We start from the raw sequence: 18,740 nt of genomic DNA, 5'->3' as shown, positions 1-18,740 counted from the left end.
AAACTTTGTCGAAGGGTCCGCGGCCGGTACCGCCGGCGTGCGGATCTGCGGCACGAATGCAGAAGGAGCAATCATGGCACGTGCAGTAGGTATTGACTTGGGAACAACTAACTCCGTGGTGGCCGTCCTCGAAGGCGGGGAACCCACGGTTATCGCGAATGCGGAAGGTGCGCGCACCACCCCGTCCGTCGTGGGCTTCTCTAAGAGCGGAGAAGTGCTCGTGGGTGAAGTGGCCAAGCGCCAGGCTGTCACCAATGTTGATCGCACGATTTCTTCCGTCAAGCGCCATATGGGTGATGACTGGAAGGTTGATATTGACGGTAAGGATTACAACGCGCAGCAGATCTCCGCGTTTATCCTCCAGAAGCTGAAGAAGGATGCGGAAGCCTACCTGGGCGATACCGTGACGGACGCGGTTATTACCGTGCCGGCCTACTTCAATGACGCGCAGCGCCAGGCCACCAAGGATGCCGGCACTATCGCCGGCCTGAATGTGCAGCGCATCGTCAACGAACCCACGGCCGCGGCGCTGGCCTACGGCCTGGAAAAGGGCAAGGAAGATGAAACGATTCTGGTCTTCGACCTGGGCGGCGGCACCTTTGACGTCTCCCTCCTGGAAGTGGGTAAGGATGAGGATGATTTCTCCTTCATCCAGGTGAAGGCCACCTCCGGGGATAACAAACTCGGCGGGGATGATTGGGATCAGCGCATCGTCAACTGGCTGGTTGAGCAGGTGAAGAACGCCTCCGGTGTGGATCTGTCCAAGGATAAGATCGCGCTGCAGCGCCTCAAGGAAGCCGCGGAAAAGGCGAAGATTGAGCTGTCTGCCGCAACCTCCACCCAGATTTCGCTGCCCTACATCTCGATGAGTGAATCCGGGCCGATCCACGTGGATGAAACCCTCAGCCGCGCCAAGTTTGAGGATATGACCAAGGATCTGCTGGATCGCACCAAGACCCCGTTCATGAACGTGATTCGCGATGCGGGCATCCAGATTTCCGATATTGATCACGTGGTGCTGGTGGGCGGATCCACCCGTATGCCGGCCGTGACCGAAGTGGTCAAGGAGCTCACCAACGGGCGTGAACCCAATAAGGGCGTCAACCCTGATGAGGTTGTGGCCGTGGGCGCGGCGCTGCAATCCGGTGTGATTACCGGGGACCGCAAGGATGTTTTGCTTATCGACGTCACCCCGCTCTCCCTCGGTATTGAAACCAAGGGCGGCGTGATGACCAAGCTCATCCAGCGCAATACCGCTATCCCCACCAAGCACTCGGAAACCTTCTCCACCGCGGAAGATAACCAGCCTTCGGTATCCATTCAGGTGTTCCAGGGTGAACGTGAGTTCACGCGCGATAACAAGCCGCTGGGAACCTTCGATCTGACCGGGATCGCGCCGGCTCCGTCCGGGGTGCCGCAGATTGAGGTCACTTTCGATATCGACGCCAACGGCATCGTGCACGTGTCCGCGCGCGATAAGTCCACCGGCAAGGAACAGTCCATGACCATTACCGGCGGTTCAGCCCTTTCCGAAGAGGAAATCAACCGCATGGTCAAGGAAGCTGAGGAACACGCCGCGGAAGACGCCAAGGCCAAGGAAGAAACCGATACCCGCAACCAGGCTGAGCAGACCGCGTACTCCATTGAGCGTTTGATCAAGGACAATAAGGACAAGCTCACCGATGCCACCGTCACCGAAGTGGAGGAGGCTATCGCCAAGGTACGCGAAACCCTCAAAGGCACCGGCAATGTGGAGGACGTCAAGAGCGCCCTGGCCGAACTCAACGAGAAATCGCAGAAGATCGGGCAGGAAATTTACGCGCAGGCCCAGGCCGCTGAACAGAATGGCGGCGCGAATGCTTCCGGTGCCGCAGGTGGTTCCGGCGCGGCCGGTTCTTCTGAGGACAATATCGTCGACGCCGAAGTCGTGGACGATGAGGAGAATAAGTAATGAGTGAGGACGATCTGAATCGCAACGGTCCGGAAAACGCGGGGGAGCCTGGCGTCGGGGAAAGTGCAGGTGCCGGTAACGGTGCGGGTGCTGTTTCCGGGAACGACGACGCAGCTGCGGCCGCGGCCTCACCGGGCAACGCGGGTGAAGCTGGCGCGGGCACGGCTCAGGAATCCGAGGCGGGCGCGGGCGATGCCGAGGCAGTCGCGGCTGATCCGCTCAGTGAAGCAATGTCTACTATCAGCACCTTGGAGGATCAGCTCAAACGAGCCCAAGCCTCGCTCTACAACACCGAGACGGAGTACACGAATTACGTGCGCCGCTCCAAGCAGGAAGCTGGAGCGCACCGTGATTCGGGCACTCTCAAGGTGATTGAGGCCTTGCTTCCGGTTCTTGATGATGTGGAGCTGGCACGCCAGCACGGGGACCTGGAAGGGCCCACCGGCCTCATCGCGGAGAAAGTGGAGCAGATCCTCTTCTCCACTTTCAAGGTGGCCCGCTTCGGGGCGGTTGGTGATGAATTCGATCCGGAGTACCACGAGGCACTCATGAATCGCTCCTCGGCTGACGCTACCTCGCAAACTATCGAGACGCTTATCCAACCCGGATACACCGTGGCGGATAAGGTGCTCCGCCCGGCCCGGGTAGGAGTGGTCTCGCCGGAATAACACGGGTTGGTTGGCGCGGGTCGGCTCCGCATATGCGGCCGGCCCGCGCGGCACCTACCCGCGCTTAGGAATCAACAAGGCAAGTACGGAGTACACACTAATTTCACCGAGCATACTCAGCACGATAAGAAAGGGGAGGTGAGCATATGGCAGGGGCAAGCCAAGATTGGCTCGATAAGGATTTCTACCAGGAACTCGGCGTGAAAAAAGACGCCACCCAGGAGGATATTAAAAAGGCTTACCGGAAGCTATCCCGCCGTTACCACCCCGATCGGAATGGCGGTTCGAAGGACGCCGAAGAAAAGTTCAAGAGAGTGGGGGAGGCCTACCAGGTTCTCTCTAACCCCGAGGATCGTAAACAATACGATGCGATCCGGGCGCTCGGGGCCGGCGGGCCCCGCTTCCGGGCCGGCGGGCAAGGCAGCGGCGGTTTTGAGGACATCTTCTCGATGTTCTCCGGCGGCCGCGGCGGAACCTACCACGCCTCATCCTCCACGGGCGGTGCCCGCGGGGGTAGCTTCGGTGGTAATTTCGAGGATGTCCTAGGCGGACTTTTCGGGGGCGGCCAGGGAGGCGGCGGCTTTTCCGGCTTCGGCTCCCAGCGTCGGCCCCAGAAGGGTGCGGATATGACCGCCACGGTCTCGCTCCCGCTTCGGCAGGCTGTGGACGGTGCTACCGTGAAAATCCAGACCGCCTCCGGCAAGTCCGTGACCGCGAAAGTCCCGGCCGGGGTGGGCGACGGCCAGAAAATTCGGATCGCCGGGAAAGGCCATCCGGGCCTCAACGGCGGGCCGGCCGGCGATATTATTGTCACCGTCCACGTGGAACCCCACCCGGTTTTCGAGATGCAGGGCAAGGACGTGTACGTCAATGTCCCGATATCTTTCCCGGAAGCAGCTCTCGGGGCTACCGTAGAAGTACCAACGCTGGCAGGTAAGACCGTTCGGGTGAAAATTCCGGCCGGTTCCTCCACGGATAAAATTCTGCGGGTACGCGGCAAAGGCCTCACGGTCAAGGGATCAGCCGGGGATATGTACGTGCGTCTCAAGGTCGTGGTTCCTACCCGGCTCTCGGATGATGCCCGTAAAACCGTGGAACTGTTCGCCAAAGCCACGGATGATGCCGATCCGCGGGCGGATTTCATCCGCATGGCGAAGGTCTAGGCGAGCTGCTAGCGAAGCTCATGTGAACGGAAAACCAAGCTAGCGCGAAGCGCTAACGAAGTGGCACGAGGAACGAAAAACCCGGTTAGCCCGGCCCTGCGCGGGGCCGGGCCCGGAACCCCAACAAAGGAGGTTGAGGAGGTATGGCGAATCGACGCGCACCGTTACTCACGGTGTCAGTAGCGGCCGAACTAGCGGGCATGCACGCCCAGACGCTGCGCCAATATGACCGCCTGGGGCTGGTGTCCGCCCGGCGCACCCGCGGAGGCGGGCGGCGCTATTCCCTGGAGGATGTGGAACGCCTCCAAGAAATTCAACGCATGTCCCAGGAGGACGGCATCAACCTGGCCGGCATCGCCCGCATCCTCCAGATGCAAGAGCGCATTGACCAGCTCACCCGCTCCCTCCAGCACGCCGAACAAGAACTCGCGGCAGAACGGGAACGCGCCAACGAACGGCGCGCCCATGCTCGCCGGATTTTTGCTGCCGGAGCGGATGGCGACGTCGTTCTTACCCGCGGTCATAAAGACCTACGCGAATATCTGCGCCACCAGGCCGCGCAGCGCCTCGCGCAATTACGCGCCCAAGAAGGTGCCGGGCCTTCCCGCGCGGGTGGTGCAGGAAGTTCGGCGGCAAGTGCCGCAACAGGCGCCGCAGCCGGTGCCGCGCGCCACCCCGGCTCCGAACTGACGCGCTACCAACCCCACACCCTGGATCTACTCCTCGCCGCGCTCGCGGTGCAGATGGATTGGGACCGCAATCGCGAGCACAACCGCTCCCTCAACCACGAACGCAGTAGCAACCGCAACCACGCACGTGACCGCGAGCTTGACCGCGCCTAGGAACGCGACTATGACTTCCAGCGCGGCGCGGCACGCGAACAGCCCGGGAACAGCGCGCAGTACTGCTAGGGTCACTATGTGCACGCACTGCTAAGAATTTTTCGTTTCACCTCCGCGCTGTCCCGCTACTACGTGGCGGTGGCCCTCGCATCCATCCTCGTGACCGCCGGAACCATTATTGTTCCCTTTGTGCTCGGCACCGCCACCGATACCGCGGTCGCAGCCGTGAGCGGCAGTCTCGACGTTGATGTGGCAGTGCGGCGGGTCATCCTACTGGCCGGCGCCTTCCTCGCCATCGATTTTTTCTCCACCACCATCGACTCGCTGGGCGGATACGCCGGCGACCTCATGAGCCAAAAAATGCGCTCCATCCTCTCCGTGCGCTACTTCGATAAACTCCTCACCCTCCCGCAAGATTATTTCGACCGCGAACTCACCGGCACCATCACCTCACGCCTCAACCGCTCCATTATGGAGGTCACGAATTTCGTCAAGAACTTCGCAAACTCCTTCTTCACCACGCTGCTCACGATTATTGCCGTCCTGATTATTTCCTTTATTTATTCCCCGCTGCTCTGCCTCCTCCTGCTTATTATTTTCCCGATCTACATGTGGCTGACCGCTCTCACCTCGCGGCGCTGGCAAGGTCTGGAAGTGCAGAAAAACGAAGATATCGACGTGGCCGGCGGGCGTTTCAACGAAGTAATCGGCCAGATCCGCGTGGTCAAATCCTTCACCCGCGAACGCGGCGAACTCGCGCATTTTGCCCGCCACTACGAGCACGCCGAGCACCTCACCGCCAACCAATCCCGCCACTGGCACACCATGGACTTCCTGCGCCGCATGGTTATGGCCATTATTTTCTTCGCGATTTACGCCATTATTTTCCTGCGCACCGCCCGCGGCCAATTCTCCGTGGGCGACATGGTTATCCTGGTGCAGCTCGTGGGGATGGCACGCCGTCCGGTCATGTCCATGAGCTGGATCGTGGACACCACCCAGCACGCCATCGCCGGCTCGCGCGATTACTTCGAGGTCATGGAACTCACCGAAACCGAACGCGGCCAGCGCCCCGTATTGACCGGCGGCACGACTCTTCCCGGTGGCACTGCCGTTACTCCTAACGACGACGCCGCACCGGCCCGCCCACTTACGGCCCGCGCGCCCCACCAGAGCGTGGTGGAGATTGAGCCTGATGTACCGGCGATTCGTTTCGAGAACGTTACTTTTGGATACGGAACAGATCCGGATGTTTTGCGCGATGTTAGTTTCGCTATCGAGCCGGGGGAACGGGTCGCTTTCGTCTCTGAATCCGGGGGTGGGAAAACCACGCTGACCTCGCTTCTCCTGGGGCTATACGAACCACGAGCCGGGCATATTGAGCTTTTCGGCAACGAAATCGCGGATTTGCCACTTCAGCAGGTTCGGGCCGCCATCGGGGTAGTTTTCCAGGATCCAGCGCTTTTCTCCGGAACAATTCGGGAAAATATTGCTTATGGGCGCCCGGATGCTACTGAGGAAGAAATCCTCGATGCCGCGACCCGCGCCCACGCGGATCGTTTTATTCGCCGTTTTGCCCAGGGGTATGACACCGTCATCGGGGAGCGCGGACTCAAGCTTTCCGGTGGGCAACGCCAGCGCATCGCGGTGGCTCGCGCGATGCTCAAAGCTGCCCCGGTTTTGGTGCTGGACGAAGCTACTTCCGCGCTGGATACTCGCTCCGAGCGGTGGGTGCAGGCTGGGCTGGAAGAACTCATGAAAGATCGCACCTCGATTATTATCGCGCACCGGCTCTCAACCATCGCCAGCGTGGACCGCATTATTACTCTGAGAGCCGGGCGTATTGATGAGGTAGGTAGCCCGGCCGAGCTTGCCGAGTCCGGCGGTATCTACGCCGAGCTGCTCGCTTTGCAGAATGACAACTCCGCGCGCGCCCAGCGTCACCTCAAGCGCTACGGCTTGCGGTAGGGGGGTAAGCCGGGGGTGAGCCATGTGTAACCGCGCCGGTCTCCGATAGTGGCGCGGTTGGGGTTTTCCGTTGCTATCGTGCCGATTTGCGAGTTCCTACTGCAATGATTTGGACGATTCTACTGCAATGATCTGGTCGGTCCTACTGCAATGATCTGGTGAGGTCTGGTGCAGATATGCGGTGGCTCTACTATCGCAATGAGGGGAGAGGGTGGCACGGTGATTCCTCGCAGCGCGAGTGGTTATATTGCACAATTGGCGCAATGGTTTCCGGTGGTTTTCGTTACTGGCCCGCGCCAGAGCGGGAAATCAACCCTGGTTCGGACGGCTTTTCCCACGTATGAATACGTCAACCTCGAAAATCCGAATCTCCGTGCGGCAGCTACCCAGGATCCAGTTGGTTTTCTTGCCGCGCACCCCGCGCCGCTTATCGTTGATGAGGCGCAATATGCTCCGGATCTTTTTCTACCATTCAGGTGCGATCAGACGAGCGTGGTGAGGCGGGGCAGTACATTTTGACCGGTTCACAAAACTTTTCGCTGCTGCGGAGCATTCGCCAATCCTTGGCCGGCAGGGTTGGAATGCTTCAGCTGCTCCCCTTGAGCTGGCAAGAACTTCAAGCACTTGATCCTGTGCCCACACTCGGTGAAGCGCAAGTTGCCGGAGGATATCCGCGTATTTATGGCGCTGGTATTCCGGCCCACGTTTTTATGCCTAATTACGTGCGGACTTACCTTGAAAGAGATGTCGCGGATTATCTCGGTGTCCGAAATATTGACGCATTCCGTGCTTTCCTGCGATTGTGTGCAGAGTCGAGCGGAAGCCTCATTAACTACAGTGGCTTGGCGCGCGATATCAGCTCCACCTATCGGACCGTCAAAGAGTGGGCATCGATTCTCAACTCCTCTTACATCACGTTCACGCTGCAGCCGTATATGTCCAGCGGTGCGAAACGAGTGACGAAGGCTCCGAAGCTGTACTTTTACGATTCGGGTTTGCTGTGCCATCTTCTGGGGATCCGAAGTGCTGCTGAACTTCTCACCCATCCGAAACGCGGGGCGGTATTCGAGAATTTTGTGATCGCGGAGATGCGGAAACAATATCTCTACACGGGAACGGAACCGGAGCTCTATTTTTATCGTGATGACTCCAAGCGCGAGGTTGATCTCCTTGATCTCACTGTGCGCAGTAACCCGCGCATTTTCGAGATTAAATCATCGATGACGATGTGCGATAAATTCGGTCATCAGCTTTCCCAGATCGGTGACTTCCTGGGAATCCCGGCCGAAAATCGCGCGGTTATCTACCAGGGAGAGGAATCGTACCAAGGGAAGAACTTTGCAGTCCAGTCGGCCGCGCACTTGCTCGCTACCTATCCGCAACCTGTCCCGGGTGCTTAACCTCCGTAGGTGCGGTCCGTATTGTGCCCGGTGCCACTCTTCGACTACGGATGACGTAGTCGGGGAGGTGGCACCGGGCACAGTTATAAGGAAGTGGATGGGTATGGACTATACGCAGTAGTGCTTGATGGCTTCGTGAACGAATACCGCGGTTCCTTCGCCCGCAAAATCGTCAATATTGCGAGTGAATTCTCCACCATCGGCATACATTTCCCCGAGGCCGGCCAGGATCTCATCCGTGCACGTATAGAAATTATCCGTGATGAAGCCTTGCAGCTTTTCTACCAGCGCATGGGCCTCGGGAGAATCGGGAGCACCAGTTTTGATCTTTCCAAATTCCCCGAAAATTAACATGAGACTCTGGGTGATGGCCTGGTTTTCCGTAGCGCTCCGTCCTGCTTGCTTGGATTCATACTCCTGATATTCCGAGGTTGCGCCCCAGCGCTCTCGGGCCTGGCGGGCGTAATCATCGATTTTTCCGGTGTCAAAAACTGTGAAATCCATATAGGTACCTCCTGAAGATTTGATTTCTTTGAGCGGGAATTCCAACTCCCGAAAAAGCAAAATATATTGCAGCTGTTTCACGCCCGCGTCGCTGTACAGCCTGTATCCAGCATCCGAGTAATCGGTGGGCTTGAGAAGCCCGATTCGGTCGTAGTACTGCAATGTGCGAACGCTAATGCCGGCTATTTTGCTGACCTCATTGACGGTTTTCATCACTCATCCTCCTTCCGTGTTAACAACGGTAGAGTGTGACGTAACGTCAGGGTCAAGTGGAAGAAATCATGCCCGCCCACAGTCAAACGTAGACGGTCGCAGAGTCACAAGAGCTCTAAATGAATCAAAGCGGCTGGGCATCGGTGCCTATCGCGGAATCCCATTCGCCGAACTCTAAACTCAGTGATTTAAATACTTCTTCTGTGGGTTTGGTGTCGCCTGATTCGATGGACCGGAGGCCTTTGTCCAATTCGGCAATTAACTCATCTTTGGTCAGCGAGCTAATATCAACCGGCCTGGAATGAGGGAGCTTCACTTCAAAGGGGATGCCGCGGTGCAAGATCACTTGCTTATAAAGCAGGGTGATAAGAGTTGATGGGGAGACGCCTAATAAGCTCAAAATGCGTTCTGCCCGTTCCTTGAGTTCCGGATCGATGCGGACGTATACATTCGCTGTCTTTGCCACGGGTGCCTCCTTGCCTCCTGTTGAACAGTCTGCGCCAATGTAGTGGCATGCGCAAGCACTTATCCCTCGCGAAAGGCCCAGAATAAATATGGTGGCATGCCGCTTCCGAAATGCCGCAGCCGCCGCCTAATCCACCCGCTCGGCCAGCACCATGCATTCCATGTGCGCAGTTTGCGGGAACATGTCCATGAGGCGTGCTTCGTGCACGGCAAAGCCATCCAGTAGCTGCAAGTCCTTGGCCAGCGTGGTGGGATTGCACGATGAATAGATGAGCCAGCGCGGGGGATTCGCCGCAATCCACTCGGTGAGATCTGTCAGGCCGCGTCGCGGTGGATTGACGATGAGCAGATCGGGCGTGCCGCCGAGCTTGCCGGCGGCACGTGCGGCGTCGCCGGCAAAAAACTGCGCGGAACTGCCGGCGTTTGCGGCAGCGCGGCGCGCGGAATCCACCGCGGCCTCGGAAATCTCCACGCCGGTCACGCGCCGCCCCGGGCCGGCCACATGCAGTGCGAAACCACCCACCCCGCAATACAAGTCCCATACCGTGCGCACCCCGTCCAAACCGGCGGCCCACGCGCGCGCCTGTGCGTACATCGCCCGGGCAATCGTAGTATTTGTCTGGAAGAAGGAACGCGGGGTGAGGTAAAGCGTCACCGCGCCGAGCGGGAAAGGCAGCGTATCCTCCCCGGTCAGCACCATCTCCTCCTCACCCTCCACGAGGGCGGCACGCTGCGGCAGCAAATTAACAGAAATAACCCGAGCGTTCGGGAGCTGCGCGCGCAGCCAGGCCACATGCTTGCGAATCCGTACCACCGACTCGGTCGAGCGCAGCACAAAACGTAGCAGCAGCTCACCGCTCGGCGCCGCGGTGATGAGAATATTTTTGAGTTCCCCGCGCCCGCTTGGCACGTCGAAAGGCGTGAGCCGTGCCCGCCCGATGAACTCGGTTAGAACCGGGAGCGCCGCGGTAATGGGCTTTTCGTAGAGTCCGCATGCGCGCAGGTCCACCCCGCGCATGTCCCGATCTAAAATTCCCAGCGTCGGCGCCTGCGTGCTTCCACCCACGGCGAGCTTTGCTTTATTACGAAAATGCGATTCCGGGGAGAGTACAGGCGGCAGCCACGCCGGCGCGAAAGGCGCCAGTAATTCGGCGAGGCGTTCTTCCTTGTCCGCCACCTGAGCGGGGTAGGCCTCACCCATCCGGGTACACGAACGGCAGGTCCCCGCCTCAAAATACGAACAGCGCACGGTCCCAGCTTAGTGGGCGCGCCCCGTATCTACGGTCTCCACCACCGCGAGCTCGCGCACTCCGCGCCGCGCCGGCCCTAATTCCACCCCGGTGATCACCCCGGCCGCGGTTTCCTCGCCCACCAATTGCTGGCACAATTCCGCTAATTCTTCGGCTTCGTGCGGCGGGGTAGCGGCCAGGAGCGCCAGGCGCGCCACCCGCCCGCGGAAATATTTCGCGGCGTGTGAGATCGTGCGGGAGGTTGCGCCCGTGATGCGGGTCGCGGTTGTTTTTACGACGTCGCAGCTAGCCGGCACCTTCCACCCCGCGTAGGCACCGGATCTCGCGTCAATGACCAATCCGGAGGCCCGGCTATTGAGAACCGGCCACAGGGGTGCCCAGCGGGCCGAAATTTTCGCGCCACCCAGCTCCACGTTCATTCCCAATCGGTAGGAAGGGATGAGGTCAAGTGGCGAGGTGGCCCCGAAAAGTCCCGAGAAAATCAGAGTGTGCTCCCCGGCGCGGGTGAGCTGAGCGGCCGAGAAGCTTCCCATATCGAGGGCCTGGTAGAGCACCCCGGTATACACCTGCCAGGCCGGAGCACAGGGTTGCTCGCGCAGCGTGATCTGCGTGGCGACCTCATCGGCAATACTCGGACCCACCCCGAGGATATCGAGGGCATCCGGGTGGCGGGATACGTCTTCCAGCTCCGCCACCAGCTCGGTGCGCAAGGCCGTGAATTCCGGGATGCTCAGGGCGCTCAGGTCAAGTGCGGGGCCGCTGGCCGGCGCGGTTTTCCCTTCCGAAGGAGGTAGGAGGATAAGCACTGTTTACTCCCCGCTTTCTGCGCCCGCGTGCCAGGAAAAGAGTTCAACGTCGCCTCCGGTAGGATCAACGCCAATGACACGAGCGCTCGGGTGCGGCTCGAGTTCGAGGCGCACCCGCAGCTCAGCGGGCTTGCCAGAGTCCCCTTGCGCGGCAGAGTCCGCGCTGGCCGGGACTGCGTCGTCGTGCTCACGCTCCCAGACGCGGTACTCGATCCAGGTATTATCCTTGCCCGTGACCTCGAGGCGGGCGCGGGTGAGCCACGGGTGGGTGCGGCGCAGCGCGATGAGGGCGCGGTAGGCGTCGTACATCCCGGAACCGAGGTTGGAGAGCTGTTCGGGGCGTTCGGGTAGGGGCGGGCGCAATTGGTCGTCGGCAGAAAAGCCCTCGAGTTTGGTTCCGGTGAAGCCCTGTTCATCCCCGTAATAAATCGAAGGCATCCCGGGAACCGTGAAAAGCACCGCGGCGGCCAGCACCGCCCCGGCCGGGCCCACCGCCGTGGCGATGCGTTCCACGTCGTGATTGCCGATGAATGTATTGGGGATGAAATGTTCGCAGAATTGCGCGTGCCGCCCCAGATTCCAGTCCAACTCCCAGAAATTACGCGCGGCAATCGACTGGCGGATCGAGGCCCAGAGCTCGTACTGGGTGAGGGTATCCACGCTGGACCGCGCCACAAAATCGGGGTAATCGCCGTGGATAACTTCGCCTAGGAACAGCGCTTCGGGGAAGCGCTCGCGGACTTTCCCGAGGACCTCGGCCCAAAAATCGGTTGGGACCGCGTAGGCTACGTCCAGGCGCCAGCCGTCAATACCGCGCTCCAGCCAGAATTCCATGACCTCGCGGACCAGCTCACGCACCCGCGGCGAAGAATGATCGAGGGTAATGAGATCCCCGTGGCCTTCCCAGGTGTGGAAATCACCGCTCTCGGTGCGTAGGCCAAGCTCTTCGAGCTGCGGATGGGAGCGGGAAATATGGTTGAAGACGCCGTCGAAAAGCACCCGGATGCCGCGGCGGTGTGCTTCCTCAATAAGGTGGGTGATATCCGCGTTATCGCCCAGGCGCGGATCGAGGCGGAAATGATCGAGGGTGTCATAGCCGTGGGAAACAGAAGCGAAAATCGGGGTGAGGAGCAGGCCATTAGCGCCGAGCTCAATAAGATAATCCAGCCACGGATCCAAAGCCCGTAAGCGGTGTTCACGTGGATTGGCTGCGGAAAGCTCCCCGGACGCGGTCAGGGGTGTGTGTCCCTCGCGAATGGGCGCCCCGCAGGCTCCTAAGGCAAAAACCTGCCACCAGATAGTGTCGAGCTGTGCCATAGCTGAGAGCCGCCTTCCTTCGCTTGGTTGCTTGTTCGCTTGTTCGCCGCTACGAGCGCCGCCGCGGAGCCCACTCAGCTGGGTGAATGCGCCGCGGCCCCTCGCTCGATTCTAGAGCGAAGGGCCGCGAAGATAAACGCCAAGCGAAGTAAGCAGCGTTTACTGCAAGGTGATGGTGGCCTTATGTGTCCACCCGGTCGCCAGTTCCAGCTTGGCCGGAACCGCATCGGCCGGCACATCGTAGAGCAGCTTACCCGTCACGGTATTCCCCGGATTGACCTTCTCGTAAATCATCGACGCATCGCCCAGGTACAAGGAGTCCCCGGAAACCGAATGCTGGCGCCCCTCGGTATCCACGAGCTTCTGCTCCGATTCCGCGAAGCCGGCCGCTTCCTTCCCGGTATTCTTCACGGTCACATCCACGATGACGTACTGACCCGTGGCATCCTTGCCCAGCACATCATTGCCGATATGGCTCACGCCCTTTTCCACATTCGTCACGGTCACTTCAAAATCACCGAGAATGACCGGGGTGCCGATGCCCACGGTTGCGTCGTCGTTCTTATCTTTCTTATCGCCCTTATCGCCCTCAGCCTCGGCACCCGCCTTATCCACGCTTTCCGCAGCGTTCCCGGATGCCGCGCTATCGGCAGCCTGGGAGCTGGACGTGGCGGGCTTCCCATCGGATTGCTTGGACATCGCGGTGCCGACAATCGCGAGCACCACAATAACGAGGAGCGCGGTGAGAAGCTTATGGCGCGCGAACCAATTCTTCTTCTGTTCCGGAGCGGGTACTGCGCCGTACACCGGCGGCGTGGATGCTGACATGCGAGAACCTTTCTGTATCTATAGCGGTGGGCGCCGCTCCGGCCCAGCAATAAGACCGCGGCCGGAGTCGCTCACGTATCGTCTCCAGGGTAGAAGGGCCGCATGGCGGGCACATCCTCCACCTGGGCAGACCCTCCTCATCCCTTCGGGTGGCATCCGCGGGCCGAACGGCGGTTCTGGAGCGTGCGGATGCGCCGTACAATCACAGGCATGACAGATCACGCGCCGAAGAATCGCAGCGGTGCGGCGGCGCGTGCGGGCCAGAATCCGGCGCGCCGGCGCGGGCTCGCCGCCATTCCCTTCTACCTCAAAACGGCCGCCGTATATATCGTCATGGCGGTGGGCGTCGGCTACCAGATTGAACGCGCAAAGATTCGCGCGCTGCCCGGCTGGCTCGGCACCCTCGACGAAGTCGGGATCTTCGTATCCATGTGCTGCTGCATTATGGCGGGCGTGTGGGTGGCCCGCCGGGAACGTTATCCGCGCCGCGCGCTCGCGGTTGCGGCCGTGTGTTCCACGTTGGGCGCTATCGGACCGGTGGTCGGGTTTTTGCTGCCGCGCTATCTTGCGGGGGCCCGTGCCCAGGGGCGACGACGCCGCGCCCTGGGCGTTTGCGCCATGTACGCCCTCATTACCGCCTGGCAATTCGCCCGCGAACTGACCGGGAAAGATTACAACTCATCCTGGGTGATGGGTTTCCTCAACCACCAGAATCCACTCGATGATTTCCCGAATAATATCGTGCCGCTCCTGGTGCTCTACGCGGTGGCTGTGCTTCTCCCTATCGGCTGGGGGCTGTGGCGCAGTGCCGCCGCGGAACTCCAAGAAACCCATGATCGACTGGAATCCACCAGCGAGGAACTCGAAGCTTCGACCGCTGCCTCCGAAGAGCTAGAAACCCAGCTCACCCGCAAAGAGGAACGTGATGCCTTGGCTCGGGAAATTCACGATTCCATCGGATCCCAGCTGGCCATTATGAGCCTGCAGGCCGGCTCCTTGGAATTGCTCGCGCGCGGGGATGCCGATTTAGAAGAGGCGGCTCGGTCGCTGCGGGAGTCCTCTCGGCAGGCCACTGATGATTTGCGTTCTCTGGTCCGGGTCATGCGCGATCCGAGTTCGTCGGCCTACCGCCCGCCGCGTTCGCTGACCGAATTAGCCGATCATATTGATAAGGTGCTGGCGGCCGGGCACCCCGTCGTCGCCAATGTTTTTATTACGGATGCGGAACGTGCCCCGGCCGCGCTCACCACGGCCTGCTACCGCATCGTTCAAGAATTGCTCACTAACGCGGTGAAATATGCACCGGAGGAAACCACCCGGGTGCGGGTGAGCGGCGGGCCGGACCAGGGCCTCGATATTGCGGTGCGCAATGCCATGCCTGCCGCGCATGAAAGTGAGCCGGGCGAAAGCTCCCACGGTGCAGGTTCGGGATTACGCGGGGTGCAGGCGCGGGCCCAGGCCCTGGGGGGACGCGCCAGCTTCAGCACCGCGGGCGGTGTTTTCGCAGTTGATGTGCACCTTCCCTGGGACGGGAGTGCCCGGGGTGGCAATCCTGGAATGGTAAAATAGCGCGGTGCCGATTTCCTCACCTATTCGCGTTATGGTCGTGGATGACGATCCGATGGTTCGCCGTCTCCTGGTACAAATTATTAACCTGAGTCCGGAGCGGGATAGTGAGGTGGTGGCGCAGGCGGGCACGGCCCGCGAAGCTTTGGAAACTCTCACCGCGATGAAGGTCGACGTCGTGCTCATGGACGTGGCGATGCCCGGAGGGACGGACGGCATCGAAGCCACGCGCCAGCTGCGGAGTTTCCCGCATCCGCCCCAGGTTATTGTGGTGACCACCCTGGATGCCGATGATGAAGCGGTGCGCGCCGCGGAAGCCGGCGCCTCCGGTTTTATTCTCAAATCGGAAGACCCCCAGGTTCTCCTCCAGGCGATCCGTAATGTGGCGGCCGGGGATGGTGCGCTCTCTCCGCGGGCCGCCAAGCAGGTGTACGAATATCTGGCAGCGACCCGTACCGTGAGTGCGCGCCGGCGCGCCCAGGAAAAAATCGCGCGGCTCACCGCCCGCGAACTCGAGGTGGCCCGGCAGGTTTCCCTGGGGCTCTCGAATCGCGATATCGGGGAGAAACTGCACCTGTCCGAATCCACGGTGAAAACACACCTGGCCGCTATTGTGGCGAAAATGGGTGTAGAAGGGCGCATCGGGGTCGCGGTGGATATGACGCGCGCCGGATTGCTCGACGACGAACCTGTCTAGCCCAGCTAGCCCGTTAGCTCGGCGGGGGCACCGGCGCGGCTGTTGGCACGGCCGCGAGCCTTGAGTCACCGCCTGTTTACCCGGTGTTTAAGAGTTGGCGATGCGGCCCGGCTAGCGTGGAGGAGGCGTGAAGCACCCTCCGCGCCGCCACGCGCGGACCACACAGAAAGGTCGCAACGTGAAAAAACGTGCCCTCGGGGGCGTCGCGGTACTATCGGCCACGGCTTTGATGGTTCCCGGCGTCTGCCTCCTCCCGGCGTTCGCCGCGCCGGACGGTTCCGGAATTATTATTAACGAAATTTATACCCGGGGCGGGTCCTCCGGGGCCACCTACACTCATAAATACGTGGAGCTGTATAACCCGAGCTCTGCGGCCATTGACTTAAGCGATCTGACGCTGGGCTATTCAGCGAGCCACGGGAAGAGCATTTCTTCCAAGGTGGCCCTGAGCGGCAGCCTGGAGGCAGGTGCCTATCTGGTGGTGAGCGCCGGATCGAATGGTTCGAACGGTGTCCAGCTCCCGGAGGGGGTCACGTCCCCGATGAACCTTGGGGCCAAGGGTGGGATTGTGGTGCTGGCGCCGTCGTCCCGTATTGACGCGGCGCTGGCCGATCCCGCCACCGCGATTGACCTGGTCGGATACGGGAACGCGAGCGTGGCGGAAGGTGAGGCGGCGCGGGTGGGCTCCAATTCCCAGATGGCCGCGAACTCCGCCTCCCGCATTCCTAACGGCACGGATACGAATAATAATGCGGCCGATTTTAGTGTTGTTTCGGCTACGCCGGGACGTGCGAACGACGGCGCAACCCCGGGCCACCCGGATCCCGGCACCCAACCGCAACCCGGGCCGAGCACCGACCCCGGCACTGATCCAACAACGGAGCCGGGCACGGGAAGCACAAGCGATCCGGCCGCGCCCGTGACTATCGCGCAGATCCAGGGGAGTGGGCAGGCAAGTCCGCTCGCCGGGCAGGAGGTAACCACGCGCGGCGTCGTTACCGCCACCTACCCGGAAGGCGGACTCAACGGGGCCTATATCCAAACGCCCGGGGTGGAACATACCGATGCATCCAACGGTATTTTCGTTTACGGGGCAGCGGCCGCACAGCTGGCGGCCGGCGCGTATGTGGAAGTGCGCGGCACGGTCACCGAATTTCACGGGCTGACCGAAATTAATGCTGCTGCTATTACGGCACTGGAGGAAAAGCCGGCGGCAATTGAGCCGGTTGAGATTGCCTGCAATGCCACGGCGGCGCAGCGCGAAGCGGTGGAGGGCATGCTCGTGCGCGTGACCGGGCCGCTCACGGTGACGAATAACTATGCCACCAACCAGTACGGGGAGGTGGGCCTGGCCTGCGGCACCCAGCCGCTGTGGCAACCCAGCGAACGCTTCAACCCGAGTGAGAATCCCGAGCAAGTGCAGGCCCTGGATGCCTATAACGCGGCGAATGTACTGGTGTTGGATGACGGGCGCTCGCGGGCCTACTTCGGGCGCAATGCCCAAACGAATGTACCGGTGCCCTACCTTTTCGCGGATAATGCTGCCGGGGCCGCTGCTCAGGCGGCGCCGGTGCGCGTGGGGGCTGCCGCTACTCTCCACGGCGGGCTCATTATGGATTTCCGCAATAATTCCTGGAAGCTGCAACCGCGGTTCCCGGTGACGCTGGAAGATGGCACGGATCGCTCCACCGAGGTGGTCACTTTTGAGAATACCCGCGCGGCAGCCCCCGGGAATCTGGGCGGGGATATTTCCCTCGCCTCCTTCAATGTGCTCAACTACTTCAGCAGCCTCGGCGAAAATGAGAAGGGCTGCCGGGCTTATACCGACCGCGAAGGTAATCCCATCGCGGCGAATCGGTGCAAGGTGCGCGGGGCCTATAGCCCCGAGTCTTTCGCGCGCCAGCAAACCAAGATTGTGCGGGCTATTAACGAGCTGGATGCCAGCGTGCTGGGGCTGCAGGAAATTGAGAATACAGCCCGGGTATCCGGTGGGGACCGCGATACTGCGGTGCGGGCCCTGGTGGCGGCCCTCAATGCGGACGCGCAGGCGGAGCGCTGGGCTTATGTTCCGTCTCCGGCGAAGGTCGGGGAGAACGAGGACTATATTCGCCTTGCCTTTATCTACCAGAAAGATAAGGTCCGGGCGGTGGGCCCCTCGCAGATTCTCAATAGCGAGTGGTATACCGGGACCGCGCGCCAGCCGTTGGCGCAAAGCTTCCAGGCGGTTGTGGATGGTGAAGGCGTGGGCCCGGAGTTCGTGGTGATTACCAACCACTTCAAGTCCAAGGGTTCGCTATCCAAGAGGATCGCTAATGACGAGGATGTGTACCAGGGCAATAACAACCTCTTGCGCACCAAGCAGGCGGAGACGCTGCGCGATTGGATCGCGGCGGAGTTCGCCGATAAGCCGGTGTTTGTGGTGGGGGATCTTAACTCCTATTCGAAGGAGGACCCGATCAGGGTCTTTGAGAAGGCCGGCTACACCAATCTGCACCGGCATTTCCAGCCTGATTCCTACACCTACCAATTCTCCGGGCTGGTGGGCTCGCTCGATCACGTGCTGGCAAATCCCGCCGCCGCGAAGCTCGCCACCGGCGGGCAGGTGTGGAATATCAATTCCCCCGAGTCGGTGGCCTTGGAGTACTCCCGCTACAACTACAACGTCAAGGACCTGTGGGATGAGAGCGCTTTCCGCTCCTCGGATCACGACCCCTTCAAAGTCGGGCTTAAGGTGATTCCGGAGCAGGAAGACCCGGCTCCTGCGCCAGAGCCGACGCCCACGAAGCCGGAACCGACGGAGCCTGCGCCGACAACCGGCAATATGTTCTACCTATCCAATACCTGGCAAGCCACCGTGGCCGACCTCGTCTTCAGCTACGGCCGGGCCGACGATGAGGTCCTGGTCGGTGATTGGGATGGTGATGGTGTTGATACGTTTGCGGTGCGGCGTGGGAATGTCTTCTATGTGAAGAATTCCCTGGCCAGTGGCGAAGCGGATAGCGTGTTCTCTTATGGTCGGGTTGGTGATGAGGTCCTGGTCGGTGATTGGGATGGTGATGGTGTTGATACGTTTGCGGTGCGGCGTGGGAATGTCTTCTATGT

General features: G+C 60.8%; 15 protein-coding genes and 1 pseudogene. 10 read left to right on the top strand and 6 right to left on the bottom strand.

Features of this window, described 5'->3' with window-relative positions:
• The first annotated feature begins 73 nt into the window (after positions 1-73).
• The 7 genes and pseudogenes from dnaK (at position 74) to ACTFPK_RS06300 (ending at position 7,992) form a co-directional block, all read left to right on the top strand.
• Positions 74-1,951, top strand: coding sequence for a molecular chaperone DnaK (gene dnaK / locus ACTFPK_RS06330; protein WP_284898905.1), 1,878 nt, complete (start codon positions 74-76; stop codon positions 1,949-1,951).
• Positions 1,951-2,619, top strand: a complete 669-nt coding sequence (locus tag ACTFPK_RS06325) for a nucleotide exchange factor GrpE (RefSeq protein ID WP_284898903.1) — start codon at positions 1,951-1,953, stop codon at positions 2,617-2,619. The genes dnaK and ACTFPK_RS06325 overlap by 1 nt, the downstream gene beginning before the upstream one ends.
• Before the next feature lie 146 nt (positions 2,620-2,765).
• Positions 2,766-3,782 carry a DnaJ C-terminal domain-containing protein gene (locus ACTFPK_RS06320; RefSeq protein WP_016441860.1) on the top strand — a complete coding sequence of 339 codons (1,017 nt, stop codon included), beginning with the start codon at positions 2,766-2,768 and terminating at the stop codon, positions 3,780-3,782.
• A 143-nt stretch (positions 3,783-3,925) separates the two neighbouring features.
• A complete protein-coding gene (locus ACTFPK_RS06315; RefSeq protein WP_348967316.1) occupies positions 3,926-4,624 on the top strand; it encodes a heat shock protein transcriptional repressor HspR in 699 nt (232 codons plus the stop codon).
• 78 nt (positions 4,625-4,702) lie between these two features.
• Entirely contained in the window at positions 4,703-6,592 is a 1,890-nt protein-coding gene (locus ACTFPK_RS06310) for an ABC transporter ATP-binding protein (RefSeq protein WP_284898900.1), read from the top strand.
• Between the two features lie 198 nt (positions 6,593-6,790).
• A pseudogene (locus ACTFPK_RS06305) lies at positions 6,791-7,149 on the top strand (AAA family ATPase); the annotation flags it as partial.
• Between the two features lie 24 nt (positions 7,150-7,173).
• On the top strand, positions 7,174-7,992 hold the full coding sequence (locus ACTFPK_RS06300) for an ATP-binding protein (protein ID WP_439911361.1): 819 nt from the start codon (positions 7,174-7,176) through the stop codon (positions 7,990-7,992).
• 108 nt (positions 7,993-8,100) lie between these two features.
• Here ACTFPK_RS06300 and ACTFPK_RS06295 read toward each other — a convergent pair whose 3' ends face one another.
• The 6 genes from ACTFPK_RS06295 to ACTFPK_RS06270 form a co-directional block, all read right to left on the bottom strand.
• Entirely contained in the window at positions 8,101-8,709 is a 609-nt protein-coding gene (locus ACTFPK_RS06295; RefSeq protein ID WP_284898928.1) for a MerR family transcriptional regulator, read from the bottom strand.
• Between the two features lie 124 nt (positions 8,710-8,833).
• Positions 8,834-9,175 carry a type II toxin-antitoxin system RelB/DinJ family antitoxin gene (locus ACTFPK_RS06290; RefSeq protein ID WP_284898897.1) on the bottom strand — a complete coding sequence of 114 codons (342 nt, stop codon included), beginning with the start codon at positions 9,173-9,175 and terminating at the stop codon, positions 8,834-8,836.
• 126 nt (positions 9,176-9,301) lie between these two features.
• Positions 9,302-10,375 carry a methyltransferase domain-containing protein gene (locus ACTFPK_RS06285; protein ID WP_284898895.1) on the bottom strand — a complete coding sequence of 358 codons (1,074 nt, stop codon included), beginning with the start codon at positions 10,373-10,375 and terminating at the stop codon, positions 9,302-9,304.
• A 57-nt stretch (positions 10,376-10,432) separates the two neighbouring features.
• The gene (locus tag ACTFPK_RS06280) at positions 10,433-11,230 is read right to left on the bottom strand and encodes a YaaA family protein (protein WP_284898893.1); all 798 of its coding nucleotides are present in this window, start codon (positions 11,228-11,230) and stop codon (positions 10,433-10,435) included.
• Between the two features lie 3 nt (positions 11,231-11,233).
• Entirely contained in the window at positions 11,234-12,547 is a 1,314-nt protein-coding gene (locus tag ACTFPK_RS06275; RefSeq protein WP_284898891.1) for an alpha-amylase family glycosyl hydrolase, read from the bottom strand.
• A gap of 159 nt (positions 12,548-12,706) precedes the next feature.
• The gene (locus ACTFPK_RS06270) at positions 12,707-13,375 is read right to left on the bottom strand and encodes a DUF4352 domain-containing protein (protein ID WP_284898889.1); all 669 of its coding nucleotides are present in this window, start codon (positions 13,373-13,375) and stop codon (positions 12,707-12,709) included.
• Positions 13,376-13,585: 210 nt separating this feature from the next.
• Between ACTFPK_RS06270 and ACTFPK_RS06265 the strand changes: the two genes are divergently transcribed.
• From ACTFPK_RS06265 to ACTFPK_RS06255, 3 genes are all read left to right on the top strand, one after another.
• The gene (locus tag ACTFPK_RS06265) at positions 13,586-14,944 is read left to right on the top strand and encodes a sensor histidine kinase (protein ID WP_394532486.1); all 1,359 of its coding nucleotides are present in this window, start codon (positions 13,586-13,588) and stop codon (positions 14,942-14,944) included.
• A gap of 4 nt (positions 14,945-14,948) precedes the next feature.
• Entirely contained in the window at positions 14,949-15,638 is a 690-nt protein-coding gene (locus ACTFPK_RS06260) for a response regulator (protein ID WP_284898886.1), read from the top strand.
• A gap of 178 nt (positions 15,639-15,816) precedes the next feature.
• On the top strand, positions 15,817-18,740 hold a 2,924-nt coding region (locus ACTFPK_RS06255), incomplete at its 3' end, for an ExeM/NucH family extracellular endonuclease (RefSeq protein ID WP_435730948.1).

This window comes from Actinotignum sp. UMB0459, assembly GCF_051905915.1.
Classification (GTDB): Bacteria; Actinomycetota; Actinomycetes; order Actinomycetales; family Actinomycetaceae; genus Actinotignum; species Actinotignum sanguinis.
This window is presented reverse-complemented; position numbering and strand designations above follow the sequence as displayed.

What these genes read in the sequence shown, in the direction of transcription:
- dnaK (WP_284898905.1), top strand. Translation starts at nt 74, where the DNA reads ATGGCACGTGCAGTAGGTATTGACTTGGGAACAACTAACTCCGTGGTG.
- ACTFPK_RS06325 (WP_284898903.1), top strand. Translation starts at nt 1,951, where the DNA reads ATGAGTGAGGACGATCTGAATCGCAACGGTCCGGAAAACGCGGGGGAG.
- ACTFPK_RS06320 (WP_016441860.1), top strand. Translation starts at nt 2,766, where the DNA reads ATGGCAGGGGCAAGCCAAGATTGGCTCGATAAGGATTTCTACCAGGAA.
- ACTFPK_RS06315 (WP_348967316.1), top strand. Translation starts at nt 3,926, where the DNA reads ATGGCGAATCGACGCGCACCGTTACTCACGGTGTCAGTAGCGGCCGAA.
- ACTFPK_RS06300 (WP_439911361.1), top strand. Translation starts at nt 7,174, where the DNA reads ATGCTTCAGCTGCTCCCCTTGAGCTGGCAAGAACTTCAAGCACTTGAT.
- ACTFPK_RS06295 (WP_284898928.1), bottom strand. Translation starts at nt 8,709, where the DNA reads ATGAAAACCGTCAATGAGGTCAGCAAAATAGCCGGCATTAGCGTTCGC.
- ACTFPK_RS06285 (WP_284898895.1), bottom strand. Translation starts at nt 10,375, where the DNA reads ATGGGTGAGGCCTACCCCGCTCAGGTGGCGGACAAGGAAGAACGCCTC.
- ACTFPK_RS06275 (WP_284898891.1), bottom strand. Translation starts at nt 12,547, where the DNA reads ATGGCACAGCTCGACACTATCTGGTGGCAGGTTTTTGCCTTAGGAGCC.
- ACTFPK_RS06270 (WP_284898889.1), bottom strand. Translation starts at nt 13,375, where the DNA reads ATGTCAGCATCCACGCCGCCGGTGTACGGCGCAGTACCCGCTCCGGAA.
- ACTFPK_RS06265 (WP_394532486.1), top strand. Translation starts at nt 13,586, where the DNA reads ATGACAGATCACGCGCCGAAGAATCGCAGCGGTGCGGCGGCGCGTGCG.